The organism is Collinsella sp. AF16-8 (genome assembly GCF_003462695.1).
Lineage (GTDB): Bacteria > Actinomycetota > Coriobacteriia > Coriobacteriales > Coriobacteriaceae > Collinsella.
The window spans coordinates 13,570-35,960 of record NZ_QRXX01000006.1; the positions used below are offsets into that span (position 1 = coordinate 13,570).

Consider the following 22,391-nt stretch of genomic DNA (forward strand, 5'->3'; position numbering starts at 1 on the left):
CCATGCGCCTGTTTAAGCAGACGCCCGAGGACTATTACAACGCCCCCTACGCAGAGTTCCCAGCGCTCATTCGCGGCACCGTCGTCGTAGTCATGGCCATCCTTTGGGCCTTCTCCAAGCTCATGTGGCGCTGGAAGGTCGAGGACGCTGACCTGCTGTTTGAGCGCCAGGACGGCCGCGGCAGCGTGGTCATCTGCAACCACACCTCGATGGCCGAGCTCTTGGCCGTGGAGACGGCGCTGTTCTTTGGCGGCCGCCGCATTCGCCCCATCTTTAAGTCCGAGTTCGCCAAGAGCAAGATCGTACGCTGGGCCTTTAGCCGCGTGGGCGGCATTCCCGTGGAGCGCGGCACCGCCGACATGAAGTGCCTGCGCGCCGCCCAGCATGCGCTGCAGCGCGGCGAGGACGTCCTGATCTTCCCCGAGGGCACGCGCATCCGCTCGCGCGAGATCAAGCCCGAGGTCCACGGCGGTTTTGCGCTCATCGCCCAGATGGGCAAGGCGCCCGTCAACCCGCTCGCCATTTGCGGCTGGTCCGACATCACGCCCGCGGGCAAAAAGCTCATGCGTCCCAAGAAGTGCTGGATTCGTGCCGGCAAGGCCGTCGCGCTTTCGGACGCGCCGGCCGGGCTTAAGCGTACGGAGCGCCTGACCTGGTTTGAGTCCGAGGCCATGAGCCGCGTATACGCCATGCGTGACGAGCTGTGCGCCGAGCATCCGGGCAGGTTCTAGCCATGAGCGAGAACGTGACGAACACCGCCGCGACTGCGTCCGACCACGCAACCGCGCCTACCATCGAGATCGCCGCCCACGCCGGCACTTGCTACGGCGTACAGCGTGCGCTCGATATGGCGCTGGCCGCTGCGCCGCAGGCAGGGGAGTGCAATCAGGTCCATACCTTGGGTCCGCTCATCCATAACCCTATCGTGGTGCGCGAGCTCGCTGAGGCAGGCGTTAGCCTGGCTGAGAACCTGGATAGCGCCGCAACCGGTACCGTGATCATCCGCGCCCACGGCGTGGTGCCGCAAGTGATCGATGCTGCCCGCGAGCGCGGCCTTACCGTGGTCGACGCCACCTGTCCCTACGTGAAGAAGGTCCATGTGGCCGCCGAGCGCCTGGTACGCGAGGGCTACCGCGTGGTAGTCGTAGGCGAGCCGGGCCATCCCGAGGTTGAGGGCATCTTGGGCCACGCCGGCAATGATGCACAGGTCGTGAGCTGTGCCGCCGACGCCACCGCCTTGTCGCTCAAGGGCAAGGTAGGCCTCGTCGTGCAAACCACCCAGACTGCGCAGAACCTCGCCGAGGTCGTGGCTGCTATCACCCCGCGCGTGCAGGAGCTGCGCGTGATCAACACCATCTGCGCCGCCACGAGTGAGCGTCAACAGGCAGCAGCCACACTTGCCAACCGCTGCGACTGCATGGTCATCGTGGGCGGCAAGAACTCGGGCAACACCCGCCGCCTGGCGCAGATTTGCGCAGACGCCTGCGAGCGCACGCATCACATCGAGGAAGCTTCCGAGCTCCAGGCCGCGTGGTTTGCCGACGCTCACCACATCGGCATCACCGCCGGAGCCTCCACCCCGCAAGAACACATCGAACGCGCCGTCACGCGCATCAAGGAGCTTTGCCGCTAACCATGGACCAGACCGTACCCGCATACGCCGCCGAGGTGGCCGATTACGGGCGCAGCCGCGACCCCGAGCCGGGTGAGGGCGCGCTCGTCAAGAACGTGCGTCCCGAATCGCCCGCGTGGGATGTGGGTATCGAGCCGGGCATGCGCGTGCTCACGGTCAACGGTGAGCAGCTTACCGACATGATTGTGTGGCTCTGGGAGGCCGACGATGATACCGTCGAGCTCGAGGTTTTCGACCCGCGCGACGGCACCGTCACCCCCGTCGAGCTCGACCGCTTTCCCGGCGAGGATTGGGGTTTGAAGTTCGATGGCCCCATCTTCGACGGCATGCGTACCTGCGTCAACGCCTGCGTGTTCTGCTTTATGACCATGCTCCCCAAGGGCGGCCGCTCCACGCTCTATATTCGCGACGACGACTATCGCCTAAGCTTTTTGCAAGGCAACTTTGTCACGCTTACGAACCTCACCGACGAGGACGTGCAAAACGTCATCCAGCGCAACATGAGTCCCATGAACGTGTCGGTCCACGCTGTGAGCCCCGACGTCCGCCGTCGTATGATGGGCCGTAACGCTCAGCGAGGCATGGACGTACTCGAGACCATCATGGCCGCCGGCATCGAGATTCACGCGCAGATTGTGCTGTGCCCCGGCATGAACGACGGCGAGGAGCTGGAAAAGACCCTGCGCTTTTGCGAGGAGCACGAGCAAATCACAAGCCTGGGCATCGTGCCGCTCGGTTTTACCAAGCATCAGAACCGCTTTAGCTGGTCCTACAGCGACAAGCCCGAGCTGGCTCGCGAGACCATTGCCATGATCCGGCCTTTCCAGGACCGAGCCTTCGAGCGCTTTGGCCGCCACACCTTCCAGATGAGCGACGAGTTCTACCTGGACGCCGGCATCGATCCTCCCGAGGCAGACTTTTACGACGGTTACCCGCAGTACTACGACGGCATCGGCATGATCCGCTCGTATCTGGACGAGACCGACGACGTGCTTGCCGCCGACGCCGAGCGTCTGGCCCGCGTCCGCGCTGGCATCGCCGAGCGCAACCAGCGCCTTCTGTGCCTCTCCGGCGCCAGCGCGCGCGACACCGTGGCGCGCTTTGTGGAGTCGCCCCAGGGACTCGCCGGCACTGTCACAGCCATCAAGAACCGCTACTTCGGCGGCAACGTGGACGTGACCGGCCTCATCGTCGCGTGTAACATTCTGGAGCAGCTGCCCCAAGACCTGTCGGGGGTTATGCTCTTTGTGCCTAAGCTCATGTTCAACGCTGACGGCATGACGCTTGACGAGTATCATCGTGACGATTTACTCGCAAGCCTTACCAGTCGCGGCGCCGAGGTTCATGTGGTGTCGACCATGCCGCATGAGCTGCTCGATACCCTGGAGCATATCCTTGGCATTGTGCCTGCCGACTCTACTAATTCCACTGACCCTACCCATTAAAGGAGAGCAGATGAAACCTATCGTCGCCGTCGTCGGACGCCCCAACGTGGGCAAGTCCACGCTCGTTAACCGCCTGGCCCAGACCTCGGACGCCATCGTCCACGAGTCCCGCGGCGTCACGCGCGACCGCTCGTATCACACGGCCGATTGGAACGGCCGCGAGTTCACCATCGTCGACACGGGCGGTATCGAGCCGCTCAAGAGCGACGACGTCTTTGCCACGTCCATCCGCGACCAGGCGCTCGCCGCCGCCGAGGAAGCCGCCGTCATCCTGTTTGTGGTCGACGGCCGCACCGGCGTCACCGAGGAGGACGAGTCGGTCGCTCGCATGCTTAAGCGCTGCGACAAGCCGGTCTTTCTGCTGGTGAACAAGCTCGACAACCCCGATCGCGAGAACGACAGCATCTGGGAGTTCTATTCGCTTGGCATCGGTGAGCCCACGCCGCTCTCGGCCCTGCATGGTCATGGCACGGGCGACCTGCTCGACGATATCGTGGCCCTGCTTCCGGAGGAAGAGGACGAGGTCGCCGATGAGTTCCCCGACGCGCTGAATGTGGCCATCATCGGCCGCCCCAATGCCGGCAAGTCGTCGCTGTTCAACCGCATCCTGGGCGCCGACCGCTCCATCGTGTCCAACATTGCCGGCACCACGCGCGACGCCATCGACACCGTTGTGGAGCGCAACGGCAAGCACTACCGCATGGTCGACACCGCGGGCATTCGCAAGAAGAGCACCGTGTACGAGAACATCGAGTACTACTCCATGGTCCGAGGCCTGCGCGCCATCGACCGCGCCGACGTGGCGCTGCTCGTCGTCGACGCCTCCGTGGGCGTTACCGAGCAGGACCAGAAGGTCATGGGCCTTGCCATCGAGCGCGGCTGCGCCATCGTGGTGCTGCTCAACAAGTGGGACCTGCTCGACGACGACCGCAAGCGCGAGGCCTGCATGGAGACCGTCGACCGCCGTCTGGGCGTCATGGCTCCCTGGGCCCAGTACCTGCGCATTTCTGCCCTGACCGGCCGCAGCATCGAGAAGATTTGGGCAATGGTCGACGCAGCCGAAAAGACGCGCTCGCAGAAGATCAGCACCTCGCGCCTCAACACGTTCCTCACCGACCTGCGCGAGTTCGGCCATACCGTGGTGGACGGCAAGCGCCGCCTGCGCATGCACTATGTGACCCAGACGGGCGTCAACCCGCCGACGTTCACGTTTTTCGTCAACCACAGCGACCTGGTCAACGACACCTACCAGCGCTATGTAGAGAACCGCATGCGCTCGACCTTCGACTTCGCCGGCACACCCATCCGACTCTTCTTTAGGAAGAAGGAACAGAAGGATGCATAATCCGATTCTGCTGACCGCCATCTGCGCCGTGGTCTCGTTCTTTATCGGGGCGATTCCGTTTGGCCTGATCTTGGGCCGCGTGTTCAACCACACGGACATTCGCAAGGCGGGCTCCGGCAACATCGGCACCACCAACGCGCTGCGCGTGGCCGGCCCCAAGGTGGCCGCACTCACGCTGCTGCTCGACTGCCTTAAGGGCGCCATCTGCGTCCTTATCGCCCGTCCGCTCATCGCCGACTTGGGCTATGGTTTTCCGCCGAACATCATGGCGCCTGGAGCCCCCGGCGACTGGATGCTCGGCGTCATTTGCCTGGCAGCTGTATGGGGCCATATCTTCTCGCCCTACCTCAACTTCCATGGCGGCAAGGGTATCGCCGTTGGTCTGGGCGTGATCCTTGCCTGGTACTGGCCCATTGGCCTGTCGCTGCTGGGCATGTTTATCGTGGCCGTCGCCATCACCAAGTACGTGTCGGTGGGCTCGCTTGCCGCCGCCATCGGTCTTCCCATCGCTGCCTGCGCGGTCTTTCCGTACAGCAGCCTGGGTCTCAAGTTCTGCATGGCGATGATCGGCATCACCGTGGTGTGGGCCCATCGCGCGAACATCAAAAAGCTCATGTGCGGTAAGGAGTCCAAGCTCTCGTTTACCAAGCGCGTCACCGAACCCGACGATAAGTAGGAGAGAGTCATGAATGTTGCGCTGATTGGCTCCGGCTCCTGGGGAACCGCCGTCGCCGGCCTTGCCGCCGCGCGAGCCGAGCGCGTGACCATGTGGGCCCATAGCAAGCAGACGGCCGCCGGCATTAACGGCGAGCATCGCAACCCCAGGTATCTGGCGGACTACGAGCTGCCCGGCAACGTCGTCGCAACCACGGACCTGGCGCAGGCGCTCGACGACGCCGACGCCATCATCTTTGCCGTGCCCTCCACACACCTGCGAAGCGTATGTCATCAGACAGCGCCCTTCATCGCCGCCGACACCCCGGTGCTCTGCCTTACCAAGGGCATTGAGCCCGAGTCCGGCCTGCTCATGAGCGAGGTCATTGCCAGCGAAATCGGCAACGAGCGGCGTGTGGCGGCCCTCTCGGGCCCCAACCATGCCGAGGAGATTTGCCGCGGCGGGCTTTCTGCCGCCGTCATCGCTAGCGAAGATACGCAGGTAGGGGAGACCTTTAAGGAGCTGCTGCTGTCCACGGCCTTCCGCATCTACCTGTCGCAGGATATGACCGGTGTCGAAGTTTGCGGCGCTATGAAAAACGTCATCGCCATCGTGTGCGGCATCTCCGCCGGTACCGGCGCGGGCGACAACACGCTCGCCCTTATCATGACGCGCGGCCTGGCCGAGATCAGCCGCCTGGTGCACGCCCGCGGCGGGCAGGCCATAACCTGCATGGGACTTGCCGGCATGGGTGACCTCATCGCCACCTGTACCTCGGAGCATTCGCGCAACCGCACCTTTGGCTACGAGTTTGCCCACGGCGTGTCGCTCGACGAGTACCAGGCGCGCACGCATATGGTGGTCGAGGGCGCCGTCGCCGCCCGCAGCGTGAGCGAGCTCGCCCGTTCACTGGGCGTAGACATTCCGCTCACCTTTGCCGTGGAGCAAACGCTCTACAACGGTGTTACTTTGGATAGGGCGCTCGAGATTCTTACCGATCGCGTACCCTCCCAAGAGTTCTACGGACTCACCGACTAGCGCAGAAAGGCTTCTACCATGGGTTCCATCAAAATTGCTCCGTCCGTCCTCTCGGCCGACATGGCCAACCTCAAGGGCGAACTCGATAAGATCGCCGGTGCCGACTACGTGCACTTCGACGTCATGGACGGTCACTTTACCGGCAACCTCACCTTTGGCGTTGATATCCTCAAGGCCGTCAAGCGCTCCACCGACGTGCCGGTCGATGCGCACCTCATGGTGTCGAACCCCGACGAGACCGTCGATTGGTATGCCGACGCTGGCGCCGATATGATCACCGTACACTACGAGGCCTCCACACACCTGCACCGCACGCTCACCCATCTGCAGCAGCGCGGCGTTAAGGCCGGCGTGGTGCTCAACCCCGCCACCCCCGTGTGCGTGCTCGAGAGCATCATCGACGTCGTCGATATGGTGCTGCTCATGAGCGTGAACCCGGGCTTTGGCGGTCAGAGCTTTATCCCGGGCACCATCGCTAAGCTCCACGAGCTCAGGGCCATGTGCGAGCGTCACGGCGTTTCGCCCCTCATCGAGGTCGACGGTGGCATTTCTTCCAAGAACATTGTCGAGGTCGTCAAGGCCGGCGCCAACGTGCTCGTGGCCGGTTCTGCCGTATTTAAGTCCGAAGATCCCGCTGCCGAGGTTGCGCTGCTGCAGAAGCTGGGCAACGAGGCCGCACAGGAGGCATAAACCCTTATGACCGCAGGTCAAAACCGCATACCCGTGAATCTTGACTATGCCGCCTCGACGCCCATGCGCGCCGAGGCGCTCCTTGCGCAGCGCGAGTACGACGACAGCGAGCTTGCCGGCGTCAACCCCAACTCGCTGCATTCGCTCGGCCGCAAGGCTGCCGCGCGTCTGGAGGTTGCACGTCGCGAGATCGCCCGCAGCTTTGGCGCGCGCGTCCGCCCGTCCGAGATTGTACTGACCAACGGCGGCACCGAAGCCAACCAGCTGGCGCTGCTCGGTCTTGCCGAGGGCGCTCGTCAGCGCGATCGCAAGCGCGATCGTGTAATTGTTTCGGCCATCGAGCACGATTCGATTCTGGACAACCTGCCGTTGCTGCGTGCCGCCGGCTTTACCGTCGACCTGGTGCAGCCCTGCCGCATGGGCTACATTGAGCCTGCCACGCTTGTCGAGCTGCTAGGCGACGACGTGGCGCTCGTGAGCATCATGGTTGCCAACAACGAGACCGGCGTGGTGCAGCCCATCCGCGAGCTTGCCGCGGCCACGCATACCGTTGGCGCCCTGTTCCACACCGATGCTATCCAGGGGTATCTGCATATTCCGCTCGATGTCACCGAGCTGGGAGTTGACGCCATGACCGTTGCCGCGCACAAGATCGGTGGCCCCGTGGCATCCGGCGCGCTCTACCTTAAGAACCGCACGCCGCTGCGCCCGCGCATCTTTGGCGGCGGACAGGAAGCCGGACGTCGTGCCGGCACGCAAGACCTGCGCACGCAGCTCGCCTTTGCCGCTGCCGCCTCGTCTCTGACGCCCCATGTGGCTCAGGAGCGCGCGAAGCTGCAAGCCCTTTCCGACAAGCTCTACGCCACGCTTACGGCCCACCAGCGCATTCACGCCACCATGGGTGACTACGCACAAGCCGACCGTCTGCCCGGCATGGTATCGATCTACATTGACGGCATGGACTCCGAGGAACTCATCATCAAGCTCGACGCCGCCGGCTTTGAGGTGTCGGCAGGCTCGGCATGCTCGAGTGGCAGCATGGACCCGAGCCATGTTTTAAGCGCGATGGGCATCGGTCGCGAGCAGGCATTGGGCGCACTACGCGTTTCCTTTGACGACCGCGTGAATCCGGACGATCTGGACGAGTTTGCCCAGACGCTGCTCTCGATCGTAGGCGCCGCATGATCGTCGCCGAGCTTGAGCGCGCGCTGCTGGCACGCTATCCCAAGACCGATGCCGAGAGTTGGGACCATGTAGGATTCTCCGTCGGCGACCCTGCCGCGGAGATTACCGGTGTTGCCTGCGCACTCGATGCGACCGAAGCCAATGTGCACCGCGCCCAGGAGGCCGGCGCCAACGTGCTGCTAACGCATCATCCCATCTATATCAAGGCGCCCGAGGCGTTTTGTCCGTCGGATTCCACACGCCCCCAATGCAGCGCCGCGCTGTACGAGGCAGCTCGTTGCGGCGTGAGCATCATCTCGCTTCACACCAACCTGGACCGCTCGCACGAAGCGCGCGTTCGCCTGAGCGATTTGCTAGGCGCAAAGCCCATAAGCTCGCTGGAGCATGCGGACGAGCCTGAACTCACCGGTCTGGGCGCCCTTGCGACCCTCAACGACCCCTGCAGCCTGCGCGACCTTGCCGCCCGCGCCGCCCAGGCGTTTGGCAGCGACCCGCGCGTGTGGGGCGAGGCAGATCACCCGTGCCGCACCATCGCCATTTTGGGCGGCTCCTTAGGCGACTTTGGAGAGCTCGCCATCGCCGCAGGCGCAGATGTCATCGTAACCGGCGAGGCGGGCTACCACGTGGCGCAAGACCTTGCCTTGCGCGGGCTGCCGGTGATCTTGCTCGGTCACGACCGCTCTGAGGAACCGTTCGTTGATATATTGATGAACTCTGCAGTTGACGCCGGGGTCAACCCCCGTCATGCGATTAAAATACTGAACCCTTGCCAATGGTGGACTGTGACAAAAGGAGAGAACTTATGAGCGCCGGCGCTACGCTACTCAAGCTGCAACAGATCGATTTGGAGCTCGCCCGCAATAAGAGCGAACTTGCCAATATGCCGGAGCTCAAGGAGCTCGCTTCAAAGCGCAAGACCTATGTGAAGCTCAAGTCCGAGATGACCAAGCTCTACGCCCAGCGCAAGGATCTGGACATTGAGCTCGACGATCTCAACACCACCGAGATTCAGACCAACAACGCCATCGAGGCTGCCAAGAAGCGCCATGTCGACGGCTCCGACTACCGCGAGGTTCAGGACCTAGAGAACGAGCTCGCCACCCTGGCCAAGCGTCTGGACAAGATCGAGCACACCCGCAAGGACGTCGTCGTCGCCCACAAGGAGGCGCTCGACCGCGAGGCTCGCGCGCAGGCCATCATCGCCAAGTTCGAGGAGGGCGTAAAGGCCGATACCAAGGCCGCCCGTGCCAAGGCTGCCGATCTGCAGGCTCAGATCGATGCCGCCACCAAGGAGCGCACCGCGCTTGCCGCCACGCTGCCGACCGACGTGCTCACCGATTACGAACGTCTGCTCAAGCAGTTCCGCGGCCTGGCCGTCGAGACCATCAAGGGCAACATCCCCACGGTCTGCCACACCGCGCTGCAGGCATCGTCCATGAGCGACCTCAACCACGACGGTAGCGAGATTACGCACTGCCCGTACTGCCACCGCCTGCTGGTGCTCCCGAGCAAGGAAGCTTAAACGATGGCGGCACCCAACAATTCAATGCAACTTGAGGGAAAAACGATCCTGCTGGGCATTACCGGCGGGATCGCCGCCTATAAGTCGTGCAATATCGTGCGCCTGCTCCAAAAGCGCGGCGCGCACGTCAAGGTCGTCATGAGCGAGCATGCCACTGAGTTTGTGGGGCCGCTCACCTTCCGCGCGCTCACCAATGAGCCGGTCGCGGTTGGGCTATTCGACGACCCGTCTGACCCCATCCACCATATCTCGCTGGCGCAGGAGCCCGACTTGGTGGTCGTGGCGCCCGCGACGGCCAATATCATCGCCAAGATGGCCAACGGCATCGCCGATGACCTCATCTCCACAACGCTGCTTGCGACACCGCGGCCCGTCGTGATCGCGCCGGCCATGAACAACGGCATGTGGAAGGCGCCGGCGACGCAGGCCAACATGGCCACGCTGCGCGAGCACGGTGTCCATGTGGTGGGACCCGGCAGCGGCTACCTTGCATGCGGCGACGTGGACACGGGACGCATGAGCGAGCCCGAGGACATCGTCGAGGCTGTCTGTAGGGTGCTCAATCCCGTGCCGCAAGACCTGGCGGGCAAGCGCATCGTGATCACCGCCGGTCCTACGCACGAGCCGATTGACCCCGTGCGCTTCATTGGCAACCGTTCTTCGGGCAAGATGGGCATCGCCCTGGCGGGGGAGGCTGCTCGCCGCGGTGCTGCGGTCACGCTCGTGCTGGGCCCGACATCGCTCGACGTTCCCCGCGGTGTGGAGTGCGTGCGCGTACAGACCGCCGCAGAAATGCTCCAGGCTGCGCTGAGCGCCTTCCAGACGGCCGAGGCGGCAATTTGTGCGGCCGCCGTCGCCGACTATACCCCCGCCACCCCTGCGGACCATAAGCTCAAAAAGTCTAACGAACGCTTGGATCGCATCGAGCTCGTCGAGACGGTCGATATCTTGGCCGAGCTCTCGCGCCAGAAGGGCGAGCGATGCGTGATCGGATTTGCGGCCGAGACCGATAACGTTGTCGAGTACGCCGAGCGCAAATTGACCCGCAAGGGCTGCGATGTAATTATCGCCAACGATGTCTCACGCGCCGATTCGGGCTTTGGAACCGATACCAACAAGGCCTGGATTGTGAGCACAACGGGCACGCAAGAACTTCCCGTTCTAACAAAACCCCAGCTCGCAGATATAATTTTGGACTTGCTTCAAAATTTGTAAAAAAGTTCTTGCACAAGGACAAAGTTTCGGGTTAATATACTCCCTGTTGCAAGCGAGAGCAGAGCAACAAACAAAAGCTTCGGGACGTGGCGCAGCTTGGTAGCGCACTTGACTGGGGGTCAAGGGGTCGCTGGTTCGAATCCAGTCGTCCCGACCAGAAGTTTGCAGGTCAGGCACCTAGTGCCTGACCTTTTTGTTTTAAGCAATTGCTTAATATTGTTTAAGCAACAGGGTGCCAAAAATCTACCTGCGCGATAATCGCCTTTTGCGGCTACTTGCGCGTTTTGCACACGCTTGAGCCGATTTATTAACGCGATATGAATCTACATACGCGTAGCTGGTATGCAGCCGAGTACAGACTGTATTTATCGCGGCGATTAACACAGATATAGCGACTGTAACGGACAAGCGTGTCGCTGTATTAATTCCAGTAGTTCACTTGATCGGTGGACAAGTGGGCGATTGCAACGAAACCCCAAGCGGGATGGGCTCTATACGAGGATGCCACAGTGGTAATGGCGGGGGAGTGCAGCAGGCGCTCTGAGAGCCGCTGTATGACCCCATGTCTCCTCAACTCGATAATTTGTGTTTCAAGCCACGAATCGGTCGAGCAATTGCCAAAAGAAAGGCCCATGCAGGATTGCACGGGCCTTACATCAGATCAAATTTGAGCTAGAAGCACCAAGCGGGGCAGACGCAACACCATCTCGTCGCGGCCTCGGCGAGCGACATATCGCAGTCGAGGTAGACATCGAGGAAATCGTCAGATCACGCACAGGGGGACCGCGATGGTGGCCACCGCGCCGCCCGAGGGACTGTTGGCGAGCGAGACGGAGCCCCCGTGGGCGCTCGCAGCCTCGGAGGCGGCGTGGAGGCCGAGCCCGTAGTGGCGACCCCCGTCGCGCAAGGAGCGGGAGGAGTCGTCTGTGAAGAGGCGCTCACAGCCGCGTTCGAGGGCAGCGGGAGAGAAGCCCGGTCCGTCGTCGGCCACCTCGATGACGAGGTGGCCGCCCGCGACGTCGCAGGAGACAGCCACGCGCGAGCGCGCGTGCTCGGCGGCGTTGACCACAAGGTTCGCGGCGGCTCGCGCCAGGGCGGTTCGGTCGAGTGGGGCCTCGGGCGCGCCCGCGACAGCAGGGCCCGTGGCCGCGTCGAGCGTCACGGCTCGCGCCCGGGCGATCTGGGCGGCCTCGGCGAGGACCTGTTCGCAGAGCTCGGCCGGCCGCATGGGGGCCCTCTCCGCCCCGCCGGACCCGCGCGAGGCCTCGATGAGGAGGCACACGTAGCCGTCGAGCCTTTCGACACTGCCGGCTATGTCGCGCGCGGCGGCCGCGAGGTCGGCGTCTTTCTCGTCTTCCAGCTCCTCCGCCACGAAGTCGGCGTTGGCGCGCAGCACGGTGAGCGGCGTCTTGAGGTCGTGGGCGAGTGACGCCATCTGCTCGCGCTGCCCCCGCTCCGCGGCCCAGCGGGCCTCGAGCGACTCGGCGAGGGAGGCCCGCATGGCGTCCATCGCGGCGAGGACGTCGTTCACCTCGCGCACGTTGGTGCTGCCGACCGCGAAGTCGAGCTCCCCCGCGCCGACGCGACCCGCCGCCTCCGCGAGCGGCGCCATCTTGCGCGAGATCACGCGGCTCGCGCGGCGCGCGACGAGCGCAAGCGCAAGTGCGCTTCCCGCCGTGGCGCCGACGAGCATGAGGTTCTGCGGGTTGGGAAGCGGGCCGGCGAGGTCGCGCGAGACCCACTGCGGCAGATACTCGCTGACGAGCGCGCAGGCCCCGCCGCCTTTGAGCGGGAACGCGGCGTAGGTAACGCCCGAACCCCCGCCCTCGATCTCCACTGTGCCCGGATCCGCGGCGAGTGCCGTACGAGCCATTTCCGTCGCGTCCTCGAGCCGCGTGCTCTCGAGGTCTGTCATCAGCACGTTTCCGTCCTTGTTCAGGATGAGGTAGCGGTACGCCGTCGGCACGTCCTGCTGCCCGCAGACGCCGTCGCGTGCCAGGCCCTCCGCGATCTCGCGCGCATTGGCCGGCCCCCAGCTTGCCTCGTAGACGATGCCCGCGTTGATCGCCACGGAGAGCACCATGAACGAGACGAGCCACGCCGTGGCGACCGCCGCGAACGCGTAGGCGAAGTAGCGCGCGATGACGAAGGAGAGCGGCATGCCCCCGCGACCTCGCGCCCCGATCTTCAGAGCTGCCACTTGTACCCCATCCCCCAGACGGTCGCGATCGGATCGGCGCCGGCCTCGGAGAGTTTCCTCCGGGCGCGACTGACCTGCATGGATATGGCCGCGTCGTCGGCGTCGCTCTCCCAGCCGAGCACCGCCTCGCGTATCTGCGCGCGGCTCATGACCTGCCCGGGGTGGCGCGCGAGGTACTCGCAGATGGCGTACTCGGTGGGCGTGAGCGGCACGGTCTCGCCACCCACGGCGAGGTCGCGCGCCCCGAGGTCGATCCGCACCTCCCCGAAGGAGAGGGCGTGCGAGCGCGGCCGGCGCTCACGGCGTAGATGGGCCGCGACCTTGGCGCGCAGCTCCGCGGCCCCGAAGGGCTTGCGGACGTAGTCGTCGGCGCCCAGGCCGTAGGCGGCCACGGCATCCTCCTCGGCCACGCGAGCGGTCAGGAAGACGATGGGCCCGTCGAAGTCCGGACGGATCTGCCGCACGAGCTCGAAGCCGTCGAGCCCCGGCATCATGACGTCGCAGAGCACGAGGTCGAAGCGCGAGAGGTCCATCCCCGGGACCGCCGTCGGGTCCGCCGCCCTGACGACCTCATGGCCGTCGCGGCCGAGGACGCGCGCGAGCGCGTCGAGGATCGCCCGTTCATCATCCACTGCCAGTATCCTCGCCATGTTGACCTCCTGAAACTCTCGTCGGAATTGTACTAGCGCCGCGCTCAGCGGTCCAGAGCCCTGCGCGCAGCCGCGGGTGCCTGGGCCGCGTCGCACGCGCGATAGCGCACGCCCGAGCCGCCGCGCGCCTCGATCTCGAGCCAGCCCTCGCCGTCCGACTCCCGCCCGAAGAAGATGAGCTGGAGCTCTCGGACATTGCCTCTGTCGTCCGCCGCGTCCACCAGGTAGACGTAGTTTGCCCCCGCCCCGGTGGCGTCGGCGTAGGAGCTCGCGTGACTGCCGGACTCGGGCGCGGGCGCCCACATTGCGATCTCAGGGTTGGGCAGCACGCGGTCGGCGATCGAGCGCAGCGCCGATCCCCAGCCGGCGTCGAGCAGGGCATTCCCGCCCAGGACGAGCGCTGCGGAGAGGAGGACGAGCACAGCGGCGAGCGGCTTTCTACGCATCTACCCTCCCGTCTTCGAAGCGGCAGAACCAGGCGAGAAGGACGGCGTCGGCTGCCAGGGTGAGCACGAGGCCCGCGAGCGCAGTCGTGAGGAGAGGGCTCGCCGCACGCGCGGCGTCGATAAAGGCCTCCACCCCGAGCGACCCCAGGCGAGCGGGCCAGGCGAGCGGCACCCAGCTCAGGGGCGTCGCCAGGGCACCGGTGAGCTCGCCGGTCATGAGGCCGTGCGCAAGTCCGCCCACCGAGAAGAACGCGAGGAGCACCCCCGCAGCGCCGGCGCCGATGGCGGCGTTGCGGCCGAGGCGCAGGGCCACGCCGAGCCACAGCGCGTAGAGGGGCAGGCTGCCCAGCACGATGCCCGCCCACGCGGCCGCAAGCGGAGCGGGCCCGAGCGGCAGGCGCCCGGCAACGGCGAGCACGGCCCCGAACACGCCGAGCGCCACGGCCAGCGCGGCGGCGCCGAGCGCCGCAAGGGCGAGCAGCTTCGCCGCGACGGCGCGCCAGCGCGAGGGGACCGCCGTAAGGTTGGCGAGGCGCCCGGCAGCGCGCTCCTCGTCCACGGCGAGCCCGCAGACGATGGCGGACATGAGCGGCATGAGGGCGCCGAGGAACTGGGCGTAGGCGTCCGCGCCCAGCGCCGGGTCCCATCGGGCTACGGAGAAGTACTCGCCGCAGGCAAGACCGGCTGCCAGGCAGCAGACGAGGTGCACCGCCGAGAGCGGGGAGCGCGCCAGGCGAAGGGCCTCGGAGAGCAGGGCCAGCGGGAGAGTCATGCGCGGCGTCGGGTCGGAGAGTCGTGTCATGGCCATCACCTCTCCTCGGAGCGCGCGAACCAGGCCGCGCCCGCCGCCGTGAGCGCGGCGAACGCGAGCGCGCAGACCGCAAGGCCCGCCAGCGTGAGCATGCCATCCGCCGCGAGCGCCCCGCCGAGCGCCATGTCCGCCGCGAGTGGCTCGCCGCTCGGCAGCACGGGGATGAAGCTCGTGGGGATGACCATGCTCGCCGACGGCGGAAAAAGCTGCGGCAGCGGCACCAACGACCAGGCGAACCCACCCACGAGCTGCGCGACGAGCGGGCAGAGGATGCCCGCGAGCATGCCGAGCCGCGCCGTGAGGAAGAGCCCTGCGGGGATCATCCACGCCGCGGTCACCGTGTTGGCGAGCGCGCAGAGGAGCATCGTGAGCGTGCCCGCGGCCGTGAGACCCTGCGAGGAGAACGCCGATCCCGCGAGGTAGATGCCGAAGACCACGAGGTTCGAGAGCATGCAAAGAGCGAGGCACCAGAGCGCCTTGGCCCACCAGGCTCGCCCGAGCGGGAAGCCCAGGCCCAGAAGCCCCCGCATCCGCGTGCGAGCGTCCGCCCGCGCGACGCACGCCACCACAAGCGAGAGAGACACGGGCAGGAAGAGCGCATACCAGTAGTTCCACGCGCTGAAGATCTGCACGCCCCGGTAGGGCATCGCGCCGAGCAGCGGCATCGGCAGCGCCATGAGCACGGCCAGGCGAACCGGTGCCGCGTGGCGCGACTTCAGGGCCTCGGCGCGCAGGGCCGCAAGCAGGCCGCCTTTCTCGCCCGTCATGCCGCCACCTCCCCGCGCGCTCGTCGCCCTTCCCGGCAGAAGCTCATGAAGAGTTCCTCGAGGTCCTGCCCGGGACGAAGCGCATCCTCGTAGGCGAGGCGCCCCCCGCAGATGATGCCGATGGTGTCCGCCATCTGCTGCACCTCGGAAAGGATGTGGCTCGAGACGATCACCGTCGTACCCGCCGCCGCGAAGCCGCGGATCTGGTCGCGCAGCTCCTCGATGCCGATGGGGTCGAGGCCGTTGGTGGGCTCGTCGAGCACGAGCAGGCGTGGCCGGGCGATCAGCGCCAGCGCGAGCCCCAGGCGCTGGCGCATACCCATCGAGAAGCGCCCGGCGCGCTTCTTCCCGGTGTCCGCGAGGTCCACGGCGGCGAGCACCTCATCTATGCGGCTCTCGGGAAGGCCCAGCAGCGTGGTGCGCACGCGCAGGTTCTCGCGCGCGGTGAGGTTGGGGTAGAGCGGCGCCTCCTCGATGAGGCTGCCGATTGCGTAGAGGTCCTCGCGGCGCCAGGCGTGCCCGGCAAAGAGGATCTCCCCGGCCGTCGGCCGCAGCATCCCGCAGATCATCTTGAGCGTTGTCGACTTGCCGGCACCGTTGGGGCCGAGCAGCCCGTACACCTCGCCCTCGCGGATATGAAGGCTCACGTCGGCCACGGCGTCCTGCGCCTGGTCGCCGCGGCCGAAGCGCTTGGTGAGCCCGCGCGTCTCGAGCATGTAACCCATGGGTTCGTCCTTTCTCTTCCGGGCGCGCGGGCCGAGTCGCCGTGCCCGCGCGCCTCACCTTTCGGGTTCACCATCCATGGTGGGGCGCGTTTCTAACGAAGCCGTAACGGCCGTTGGGTTCTTTTGGCGCCAACCCTTCTCGACCCGCACATCATGATTAATTTGCTTAAGGCAACAACTTTCCCGATCGATGTAATCACCGAATCAAAACGTGTACGTCAGCCATCAAAGATGCCGAAAAATGTCATATTTGGAGGCTGATGTACACAAATGCAGAATCCCGCACAACCCAGTAGCATCCTCCATATGTCTGGACTCTCTATGCTTACGCTGGATAGACATCGCCGGAACGGGTATAGTAGCGAAAGTTTTGTCGTTAACCAGCGGGGGAGTCCTGTGGGCATCAAAAAGAAGATCAAAAAGGAGCTTATCGGCACTTCCGATTACCCGTCGAATAAGATCTTTACGATCTCCAATTTCATCACCTTTACGCGCCTGATCCTCACCCTGGTATTTCTGTACCTGTTTGTGACGGATAACAACCGCGTCATCGCCATCGTTATCTACGCCGTTGCCGCCTCTACCGACTGGATGGACGGTCAGATCGCCCGCATGACCAAGACGGTCTCGTGGCTCGGCAAGGTCATGGATCCCATCTGCGACCGTGCGCTGCTGTTCACCGGCGTACTTGGGCTGGTGGTCCGCGGAGAGCTGCCCATCTGGGCCTGCGTGCTCATTATTGGCCGCGACATCTATCTGGGCATCGGCACGCTTATCGTGCGTCATTATCACCGTCGCCCCATCGATGTCGTCTTTCCCGGAAAGATTGCCACTGCACTGCTCATGACTGGCTTCTCGCTCATGCTGCTCGGGTTCCCCGTTATTGACGGCCTGCATCTTTTACCTTCAACCCTTACGGCCTTCCCGGGCCTCAACGGAAGCTCGGTGCCCCTCGGCATCTTCTTTGTGTACGGCGGCGTGATCTTCTCCATGCTCACGGCTGTCATCTATTCCATTAAGGGCGGAGTGGCCATTAAACAGGCTCTCGCGCATCCCGAGGACGAGGACATCGACTTTCTGAACCCCGAAATCGAAGACTGATTCGTTGGGGTATGATTACGTACGGTTCATTATTTGCGGCACGTCCGCGATAAGTTAGGGGTTGTCATGGACAACATGGTTAACAATATGCCTCAGAATGATAAGACTGCTGACGCTACCTGCGTATTCCGCGTGCCTTCAAGCGACGTCACCGTTCCCGACCTCATGGCCAACGTGCGCATCACCGCCCCCGTTCTGTCCATCGTCAAGGGTCCGCAGACTGGTGCCGCCTTTGAGCTCGAGGACGACGTGACCACCATCGGCCGCGATCCTGCGAACGGCATCTTCCTCAATGACATGACCGTATCGCGCAGCCACGCGCGCATTATCCGCGAGGGCCTCGGCGCTCGCATCGAGGACTTGGGCTCGCTCAATGGTACCTGGGTCGACGGTGCCATCGTCAATGCAGCCCCGCTGCACGACGGTTCTTCCGTCCAGATCGGTACGTTTACGCTCATCTACCACGAGAGCACGCCGGAGCGCATCGAAACCGGTGAGTAGGGCATGGCCGAACGCAACTATCTGAGTATCGGCCAAGTCGTCAACCTACTTCGAGGCGCATACCCCGATCTTTCGAACTCAAAAATTAGATTTCTAGAAGATGAGGGGCTCATTACCCCTCATCGTACGCCTAAGGGATACCGTCAGTACTCTAAGGAGGACGTTGATCGCCTGGAGGTCATCCTGCATTTGCAGAAGACCCGCTACATGCCGCTCAACGTGATTAAGCAGCGCTTGGAAAACGCCACGGACCTGTCAACGCTCGCTTACGAGGTGGGCTTGCTGTCCGATGTTCCGCTCAAGACGGAGCCCAAGGAGACTAAGCAAAAGCTGCATCCCATTGAGACCATTCCCGATATGCTGGGCGTCGAGATTTCGTTTATCCGCTCCCTGGCCGAAAACGACCTCATTCGCATCATCAAGAGTCCGCAGAATCGTGAGCTCGTCGATGGTCGCGATTTTCCAATCATCCGCTACTGCTCCGAGCTGTCACGCTTCCATATCGAGCCCCGCAACCTGCGTCAGTACGTGTCTTCCGCCAACCGCGAGTCCTCGATGTTTGAGCAGGTGCTCGTGAGCATGCTCGGAATGGATACCTCCGATGACGAGCGCGACGCCAAGCTCGAGCGTGCGTTTAAGAAGCTTCACGACCTGACCGAGGGTGTGCACACTGCGCTGCTCAAGAACCGCGTTTTTGAGTCGCTCAACGCCGTGGTCGAGGACGCCGACATCGATGCACTCGATGAGGAAATCGCTCGCTCCGAGTCCACCAAGGCCAAAAACGAAGAAACTGCCGCGCCGGCTTCGCACGAGGATTCTCTCGTAAAGCCGCTCAAGGTCGTCGCCTCTTCGCAATCCGGCACCGTCACCGCGGGCAAATAACCGCTGCTGATATTTCGGCAACCCATTGAAAGGTCATGCAATGTACGACTTCGAATCTCAAATCGTCGACATCCCCGACTATCCCGAGCCCGGAGTCATCTTTAAAGACATCACGCCGCTCTTTGGCAATCCCGAGGCGCTCAAAGCCATGACCGATACCCTCGCCGAGCACTTTGCCGGCATGGGAATCACCAAGGTCGTGGGTCCCGAGGCTCGCGGCTTTATGGTTGGCGTACCGGTGGCTGTAGCCCTTGGCGCCGGCTTTGTTCCCGCACGTAAACCGGGCAAGCTGCCGCGCGAGACCGTAAGCCAGAGCTACGAGCTCGAGTACGGCACCGATTCAATTGAGATCCATGCCGACGCTATCAGCTCTAAAGATACCGTGTTGATTCTGGACGACTTGGTCGCGACGGGCGGAACCGTCGAGGCAACAGGTAAACTGGTGCGAGATATGGGCGCAAAGCTTGTGGGCTACGGGTGTATCCTTGAGCTTGCGTTTCTCAACCCGCGCGAGAAGCTCACGCCGACTGACGACGATGTTGAGCTCTTTAGCCTGGTAACGGTGGACTAGCCGTTACCCTTAGTTACTGGAAAGGAAGCTACATGCGCACAGCAAACACGCACAAAAACATGGCACGCTGCGCTGCTACGGCAACCCTCGCTTGTGTTTTGGGCTTGGGCCTCGCGGCTCCTGCCTACGCCGATACCGCATCCGACCTTGCCGCTGCTCGTACGAAACTCGAGCAGATCGGCACCCAAACCCAGCAGATTTACGATGAGCTTGCCACGCAGACGCAGGCGCTCGATCAGACTGCCGGCGAGATCACGCAAAAGCAGCAGGAGATCGCCGATGGTCAGGCCAAGCTCTCGACCTATGTCGCCGGCGAGTACAAAACCGGCGGTCTGAGCCTGCTTCAGGTTTTGACGGGTGTCGATGATCTGAGCGATATGCTCAGCCGTCTGTTCTACTACGGCAAAGTTTCCGATAAGCAGGCTCAGACCATTCAAGAGGTCAAGGAGCTTAAGCAGCAGCTCACCGATAAGCAGGCCGAGCAGGAGAAGAACGTCGCCACCACGCAAAAGAAGGTCGACGAGCTTAACGCCCAGCAGGCTGAAGCCCAGAACGTCGTGAACTCCCTGGATTCGCAGCTGCAGGCCGAGCTTGCTGCCGAGGCCGAGGCCAACGCCGCGTTGCAGGCCGGCATCAACGCCAGTACTGCCGAGAAGGCCACGGTGAGCAACGAGACTGCCGGTACGACCGAGAACACCAACAATGGCGGCCAGACCAACAATAACAACAACCAGGGCGGCAACACGCCGGCTCCCGCACCGCAGCCTGCCCCCACGCCCGCTCCGGCACCCACGCCCTCAGCACCGAGTCAATCTGTTGATGGCGGCTCCGTTGTTTCGCGCGCCTACAGCAAGCTTGGTTATGCGTATTCCTGGGGCGGTATTGGACCGAACAGCTTTGACTGCTCCGGTTTTGTAAGCTATTGCCTCACGGGACGCTACTGCCGTCTGGGCACAACGGTCGACTTCATGGGTTGGACCCGTGTGTCCGATCCGCAACCCGGCGATGTTGTGGTTAACTCCTACCATACCGGCATTTATATCGGTAACGGCCAGATGATCCATGCTTCCGACTACAGCACGGGTGTAATCATCAGCTCCGTTGCCGCCGGCATGAACAACAACTATATCTTCGTGCGCTACTAAGTCATCTTACACAGCGTGTGAATGTGGACCTCGTGGCTTAAAGTCGCGAGGTCTATTCTTTTGTCTCTGATCTTGTACGGCTATCTAGTATTCAAAACTAGATAGCCGTACATTCGGTTTGCAAGATGGCTATAATTGTTGAGGAACAATTAGAAAGGACCCTCTATGAGCTGGGCACTAATCTCAGATTCAAGCTGTAACCTCCGCGATTGGCAACCGACCGCGCCCCATACCACATTTGCATTTGCGCCCCTCAAAATTCGAGTGGGGGAGCGTGAATTCGTCGATGACCTTTCGCTCGATGTACATGAGCTCAACTGCGCTGTTCAGGCGGAGACGAACGCTTCTTCGAGCGCTTGTCCCAGCGTAGGGGAGTGGGCCGAGCTCTTCAAATTGGCAGACAAGACCATCTGCATGCCGATCTCTGAGGGCGTGTCGGGCAGCTACAACGCGGCAGCCACGGCTCGCGATATGGTTCTTGCCGAGGAGCCCGACCGGCAGATTCATCTAGTCAATTCGCGCGCAGCTGGCGGCAAAATGGACCTCATTTTCTTGCTGTTCGACCGCTATCTTGCAAGCAATCCGGATGTCTCATTCGAGGACGCTTGCGCATACTTCGATAGCCTCGAGCAAAACAGCAAGATCCTCTTTAGCCTGTGTAATTACGAGAACCTCGCCAAAGCCGGACGTATCCCTAAGGCAGCCGGCGTCATTGCCAACAAACTCAATATTCGCATTTTGGGCACGGCGAGCGAGGCCGGTAAAATCGAGCTCGTCGGGCACACGCGTGGCGAAAAGAAGATGCTCAACAAGATCATCGACACCATGGAAGCCGAAGGTTTTACGGGCGGCGAGGTCGTTATCGACCATGTCAAGAATGAGGCAGGCGCCCAAGCACTTGCCAGCCGAATTGTGGAGCGCTGGCCAGGCTCCAAGACTATCATCATGCCCTGCAACGGCCTGGATTCCTATTACGCCGAGATGCACGGCCTCATCATCGGCTACGGCATGGGCGTAGCTTCGGGCAAATAACGTCCAACCAAGCAAAAATACGGGCGGGACAAAGCGACAGATGGCTCTTTGTCCCGCCCGTTTTATACTTCGGCTAGCTATTAAACCCGTTGAACTTGAGATAGCTCATCAAGTAAGCCTTCGAAACAAAGGATGAAACCGCGCTGCGCACAAGCAGCGACTCACGCGTTACCTGATGCGCCGTATCGGGAACCGGCGTCTGCTCGACGGAAAACGCCGAACGAATCGATGCCTCGAGCTGATCGACCACATAATCGAAGGCCGTCGGGGCATCGTAGCTCAAACGCTGAATGTTAAAGAGTGCCTGCACCGCAGCAATAGGTAGCACCTGCTTAAAGAGGCAGATAGCGATCAGGCGGGCAATCTGCTCACGGCCATATTGCTTTTTGACCGGAGCAGGCACCAGGCCGACCTTCACGTAGTTATTGATCATCGATGGCGTAATGACAGGTTGCTCAACGCAAATGGACAGCGGCTCCATCCACAGCGCAACATACTCAATGACCTGGTCGCGGTAGAGCGTCACATTGGGCAACTGGTTATAGCGCGGCAGACTCAACGTATTGAGTTTACGCACGATATCGGACTGAATGAATGCATCGGGCAGCACCGTGGGCTGAATATCCTCGGGCTTAATGCTGACCGACGAATCGGACATCGGAATAACGTGTTTAACGTGGTTCATAAAGGTCCTCCGTTCATTTTCTATATTGTATTCTAGGTTATCTAGTTTTGCATACCACATAGCCGCCAAGTAAAAGTGGTTGGACAACACATTGATGCATCGTCCAACCACTTTGATTAAAGATAGCAACCTTACATAAGATATATT

Annotated in this window: 24 protein-coding genes and 1 tRNA gene; 18 read left to right on the forward strand and 7 right to left on the reverse strand. The window is 62.7% G+C overall.

Translation table 11 applies throughout. The annotated features are described in order from the left end of the window. The first annotated feature begins 2 nt into the window (after positions 1-2). From DWW73_RS06205 to DWW73_RS06260, 12 genes are all read left to right on the forward strand, one after another. Positions 3-731 carry a lysophospholipid acyltransferase family protein gene (locus DWW73_RS06205; protein WP_117779046.1) on the forward strand — a complete coding sequence of 243 codons (729 nt, stop codon included), beginning with the start codon at positions 3-5 and terminating at the stop codon, positions 729-731. Between the two features lie 2 nt (positions 732-733). After that, positions 734-1,633, forward strand: coding sequence for a 4-hydroxy-3-methylbut-2-enyl diphosphate reductase (locus DWW73_RS06210; RefSeq protein ID WP_117779047.1), 900 nt, complete (start codon positions 734-736; stop codon positions 1,631-1,633). 2 nt (positions 1,634-1,635) lie between these two features. Beyond that, on the forward strand, positions 1,636-3,078 hold the full coding sequence (locus tag DWW73_RS06215; RefSeq protein ID WP_117779048.1) for a DUF512 domain-containing protein: 1,443 nt from the start codon (positions 1,636-1,638) through the stop codon (positions 3,076-3,078). 10 nt (positions 3,079-3,088) lie between these two features. Continuing rightward, complete coding sequence (gene der / locus DWW73_RS06220) at positions 3,089-4,423, forward strand: ribosome biogenesis GTPase Der (RefSeq protein WP_117779049.1); 1,335 nt, start codon at positions 3,089-3,091, stop codon at positions 4,421-4,423. After that, the gene (plsY, locus tag DWW73_RS06225) at positions 4,416-5,099 is read left to right on the forward strand and encodes a glycerol-3-phosphate 1-O-acyltransferase PlsY (protein ID WP_117779050.1); all 684 of its coding nucleotides are present in this window, start codon (positions 4,416-4,418) and stop codon (positions 5,097-5,099) included. Before der ends, plsY begins: the two co-directional genes overlap by 8 nt. 9 nt (positions 5,100-5,108) lie before the next feature. Beyond that, a complete protein-coding gene (locus DWW73_RS06230) occupies positions 5,109-6,116 on the forward strand; it encodes an NAD(P)H-dependent glycerol-3-phosphate dehydrogenase (protein ID WP_117779051.1) in 1,008 nt (335 codons plus the stop codon). A gap of 18 nt (positions 6,117-6,134) precedes the next feature. Continuing rightward, positions 6,135-6,806 (forward strand): ribulose-phosphate 3-epimerase, encoded by a 672-nt coding sequence (rpe, locus tag DWW73_RS06235; protein ID WP_117648520.1) that lies wholly within the window; start codon positions 6,135-6,137, stop codon positions 6,804-6,806. Positions 6,807-6,812: 6 nt separating this feature from the next. Continuing rightward, the gene (locus DWW73_RS06240) at positions 6,813-7,991 is read left to right on the forward strand and encodes a cysteine desulfurase family protein (protein ID WP_117779052.1); all 1,179 of its coding nucleotides are present in this window, start codon (positions 6,813-6,815) and stop codon (positions 7,989-7,991) included. Continuing rightward, positions 7,988-8,797 carry a Nif3-like dinuclear metal center hexameric protein gene (locus DWW73_RS06245; protein WP_117779053.1) on the forward strand — a complete coding sequence of 270 codons (810 nt, stop codon included), beginning with the start codon at positions 7,988-7,990 and terminating at the stop codon, positions 8,795-8,797. Before DWW73_RS06240 ends, DWW73_RS06245 begins: the two co-directional genes overlap by 4 nt. After that, positions 8,794-9,513, forward strand: coding sequence for a zinc ribbon domain-containing protein (locus tag DWW73_RS06250; protein ID WP_117779054.1), 720 nt, complete (start codon positions 8,794-8,796; stop codon positions 9,511-9,513). The genes DWW73_RS06245 and DWW73_RS06250 overlap by 4 nt, the downstream gene beginning before the upstream one ends. 3 nt (positions 9,514-9,516) lie before the next feature. Continuing rightward, a complete protein-coding gene (gene coaBC / locus DWW73_RS06255) occupies positions 9,517-10,728 on the forward strand; it encodes a bifunctional phosphopantothenoylcysteine decarboxylase/phosphopantothenate--cysteine ligase CoaBC (protein WP_233509142.1) in 1,212 nt (403 codons plus the stop codon). Positions 10,729-10,808: 80 nt separating this feature from the next. Further along, positions 10,809-10,885, forward strand: a tRNA-Pro gene (locus DWW73_RS06260). 606 nt (positions 10,886-11,491) lie between these two features. Here the strand turns inward: DWW73_RS06260 and DWW73_RS06265 are convergent. Genes DWW73_RS06265 through DWW73_RS06290 form a run of 6 tightly spaced genes read right to left on the reverse strand, consistent with a single transcriptional unit; the run spans position 11,492 to position 16,327 of the window. Continuing rightward, on the reverse strand, positions 11,492-12,928 hold the full coding sequence (locus DWW73_RS06265) for a HAMP domain-containing sensor histidine kinase (RefSeq protein ID WP_117779055.1): 1,437 nt from the start codon (positions 12,926-12,928) through the stop codon (positions 11,492-11,494). Next, on the reverse strand, positions 12,916-13,578 hold the full coding sequence (locus DWW73_RS06270) for a response regulator transcription factor (protein WP_099431768.1): 663 nt from the start codon (positions 13,576-13,578) through the stop codon (positions 12,916-12,918). Before DWW73_RS06270 ends, DWW73_RS06265 begins: the two co-directional genes overlap by 13 nt. A 44-nt stretch (positions 13,579-13,622) precedes the next feature. Then, complete coding sequence (locus DWW73_RS06275) at positions 13,623-14,024, reverse strand: hypothetical protein (RefSeq protein ID WP_117779056.1); 402 nt, start codon at positions 14,022-14,024, stop codon at positions 13,623-13,625. Continuing rightward, entirely contained in the window at positions 14,017-14,832 is an 816-nt protein-coding gene (locus DWW73_RS06280) for a lantibiotic ABC transporter permease (protein ID WP_117779057.1), read from the reverse strand. The genes DWW73_RS06275 and DWW73_RS06280 overlap by 8 nt, the downstream gene beginning before the upstream one ends. Then, positions 14,832-15,602 (reverse strand): hypothetical protein, encoded by a 771-nt coding sequence (locus tag DWW73_RS06285; RefSeq protein WP_117779058.1) that lies wholly within the window; start codon positions 15,600-15,602, stop codon positions 14,832-14,834. Before DWW73_RS06285 ends, DWW73_RS06280 begins: the two co-directional genes overlap by 1 nt. Further along, positions 15,599-16,327 carry a lantibiotic protection ABC transporter ATP-binding protein gene (locus DWW73_RS06290; RefSeq protein ID WP_055250122.1) on the reverse strand — a complete coding sequence of 243 codons (729 nt, stop codon included), beginning with the start codon at positions 16,325-16,327 and terminating at the stop codon, positions 15,599-15,601. Before DWW73_RS06290 ends, DWW73_RS06285 begins: the two co-directional genes overlap by 4 nt. Before the next feature lie 396 nt (positions 16,328-16,723). Here DWW73_RS06290 and DWW73_RS06295 point away from each other — a divergent pair, with 396 nt between their 5' ends. The 6 genes from DWW73_RS06295 (at position 16,724) to DWW73_RS06320 (ending at position 21,559) form a co-directional block, all read left to right on the forward strand. Further along, entirely contained in the window at positions 16,724-17,428 is a 705-nt protein-coding gene (locus DWW73_RS06295; protein ID WP_117779059.1) for a CDP-alcohol phosphatidyltransferase family protein, read from the forward strand. A 66-nt stretch (positions 17,429-17,494) separates the two neighbouring features. Then, positions 17,495-17,929, forward strand: a complete 435-nt coding sequence (locus tag DWW73_RS06300) for an FHA domain-containing protein (RefSeq protein WP_006236002.1) — start codon at positions 17,495-17,497, stop codon at positions 17,927-17,929. A 3-nt stretch (positions 17,930-17,932) separates the two neighbouring features. Then, on the forward strand, positions 17,933-18,811 hold the full coding sequence (locus tag DWW73_RS06305; protein WP_117779060.1) for a MerR family transcriptional regulator: 879 nt from the start codon (positions 17,933-17,935) through the stop codon (positions 18,809-18,811). Positions 18,812-18,851: 40 nt separating this feature from the next. Continuing rightward, on the forward strand, positions 18,852-19,382 hold the full coding sequence (locus DWW73_RS06310; protein ID WP_117779061.1) for an adenine phosphoribosyltransferase: 531 nt from the start codon (positions 18,852-18,854) through the stop codon (positions 19,380-19,382). 32 nt (positions 19,383-19,414) lie between these two features. Then, a complete protein-coding gene (locus DWW73_RS06315; protein WP_199413476.1) occupies positions 19,415-20,527 on the forward strand; it encodes an NlpC/P60 family protein in 1,113 nt (370 codons plus the stop codon). Positions 20,528-20,692: 165 nt separating this feature from the next. Further along, positions 20,693-21,559: a DegV family protein gene (locus DWW73_RS06320; RefSeq protein ID WP_117779062.1), complete on the forward strand. Its 867-nt coding sequence runs from the start codon at positions 20,693-20,695 to the stop codon at positions 21,557-21,559. Between the two features lie 73 nt (positions 21,560-21,632). On the opposite strand, the gene DWW73_RS06325 is transcribed toward DWW73_RS06320, so the two are convergent. Next, positions 21,633-22,244, reverse strand: a complete 612-nt coding sequence (locus DWW73_RS06325) for a DUF1836 domain-containing protein (protein ID WP_199413477.1) — start codon at positions 22,242-22,244, stop codon at positions 21,633-21,635. Positions 22,245-22,391 lie beyond the last annotated feature (147 nt).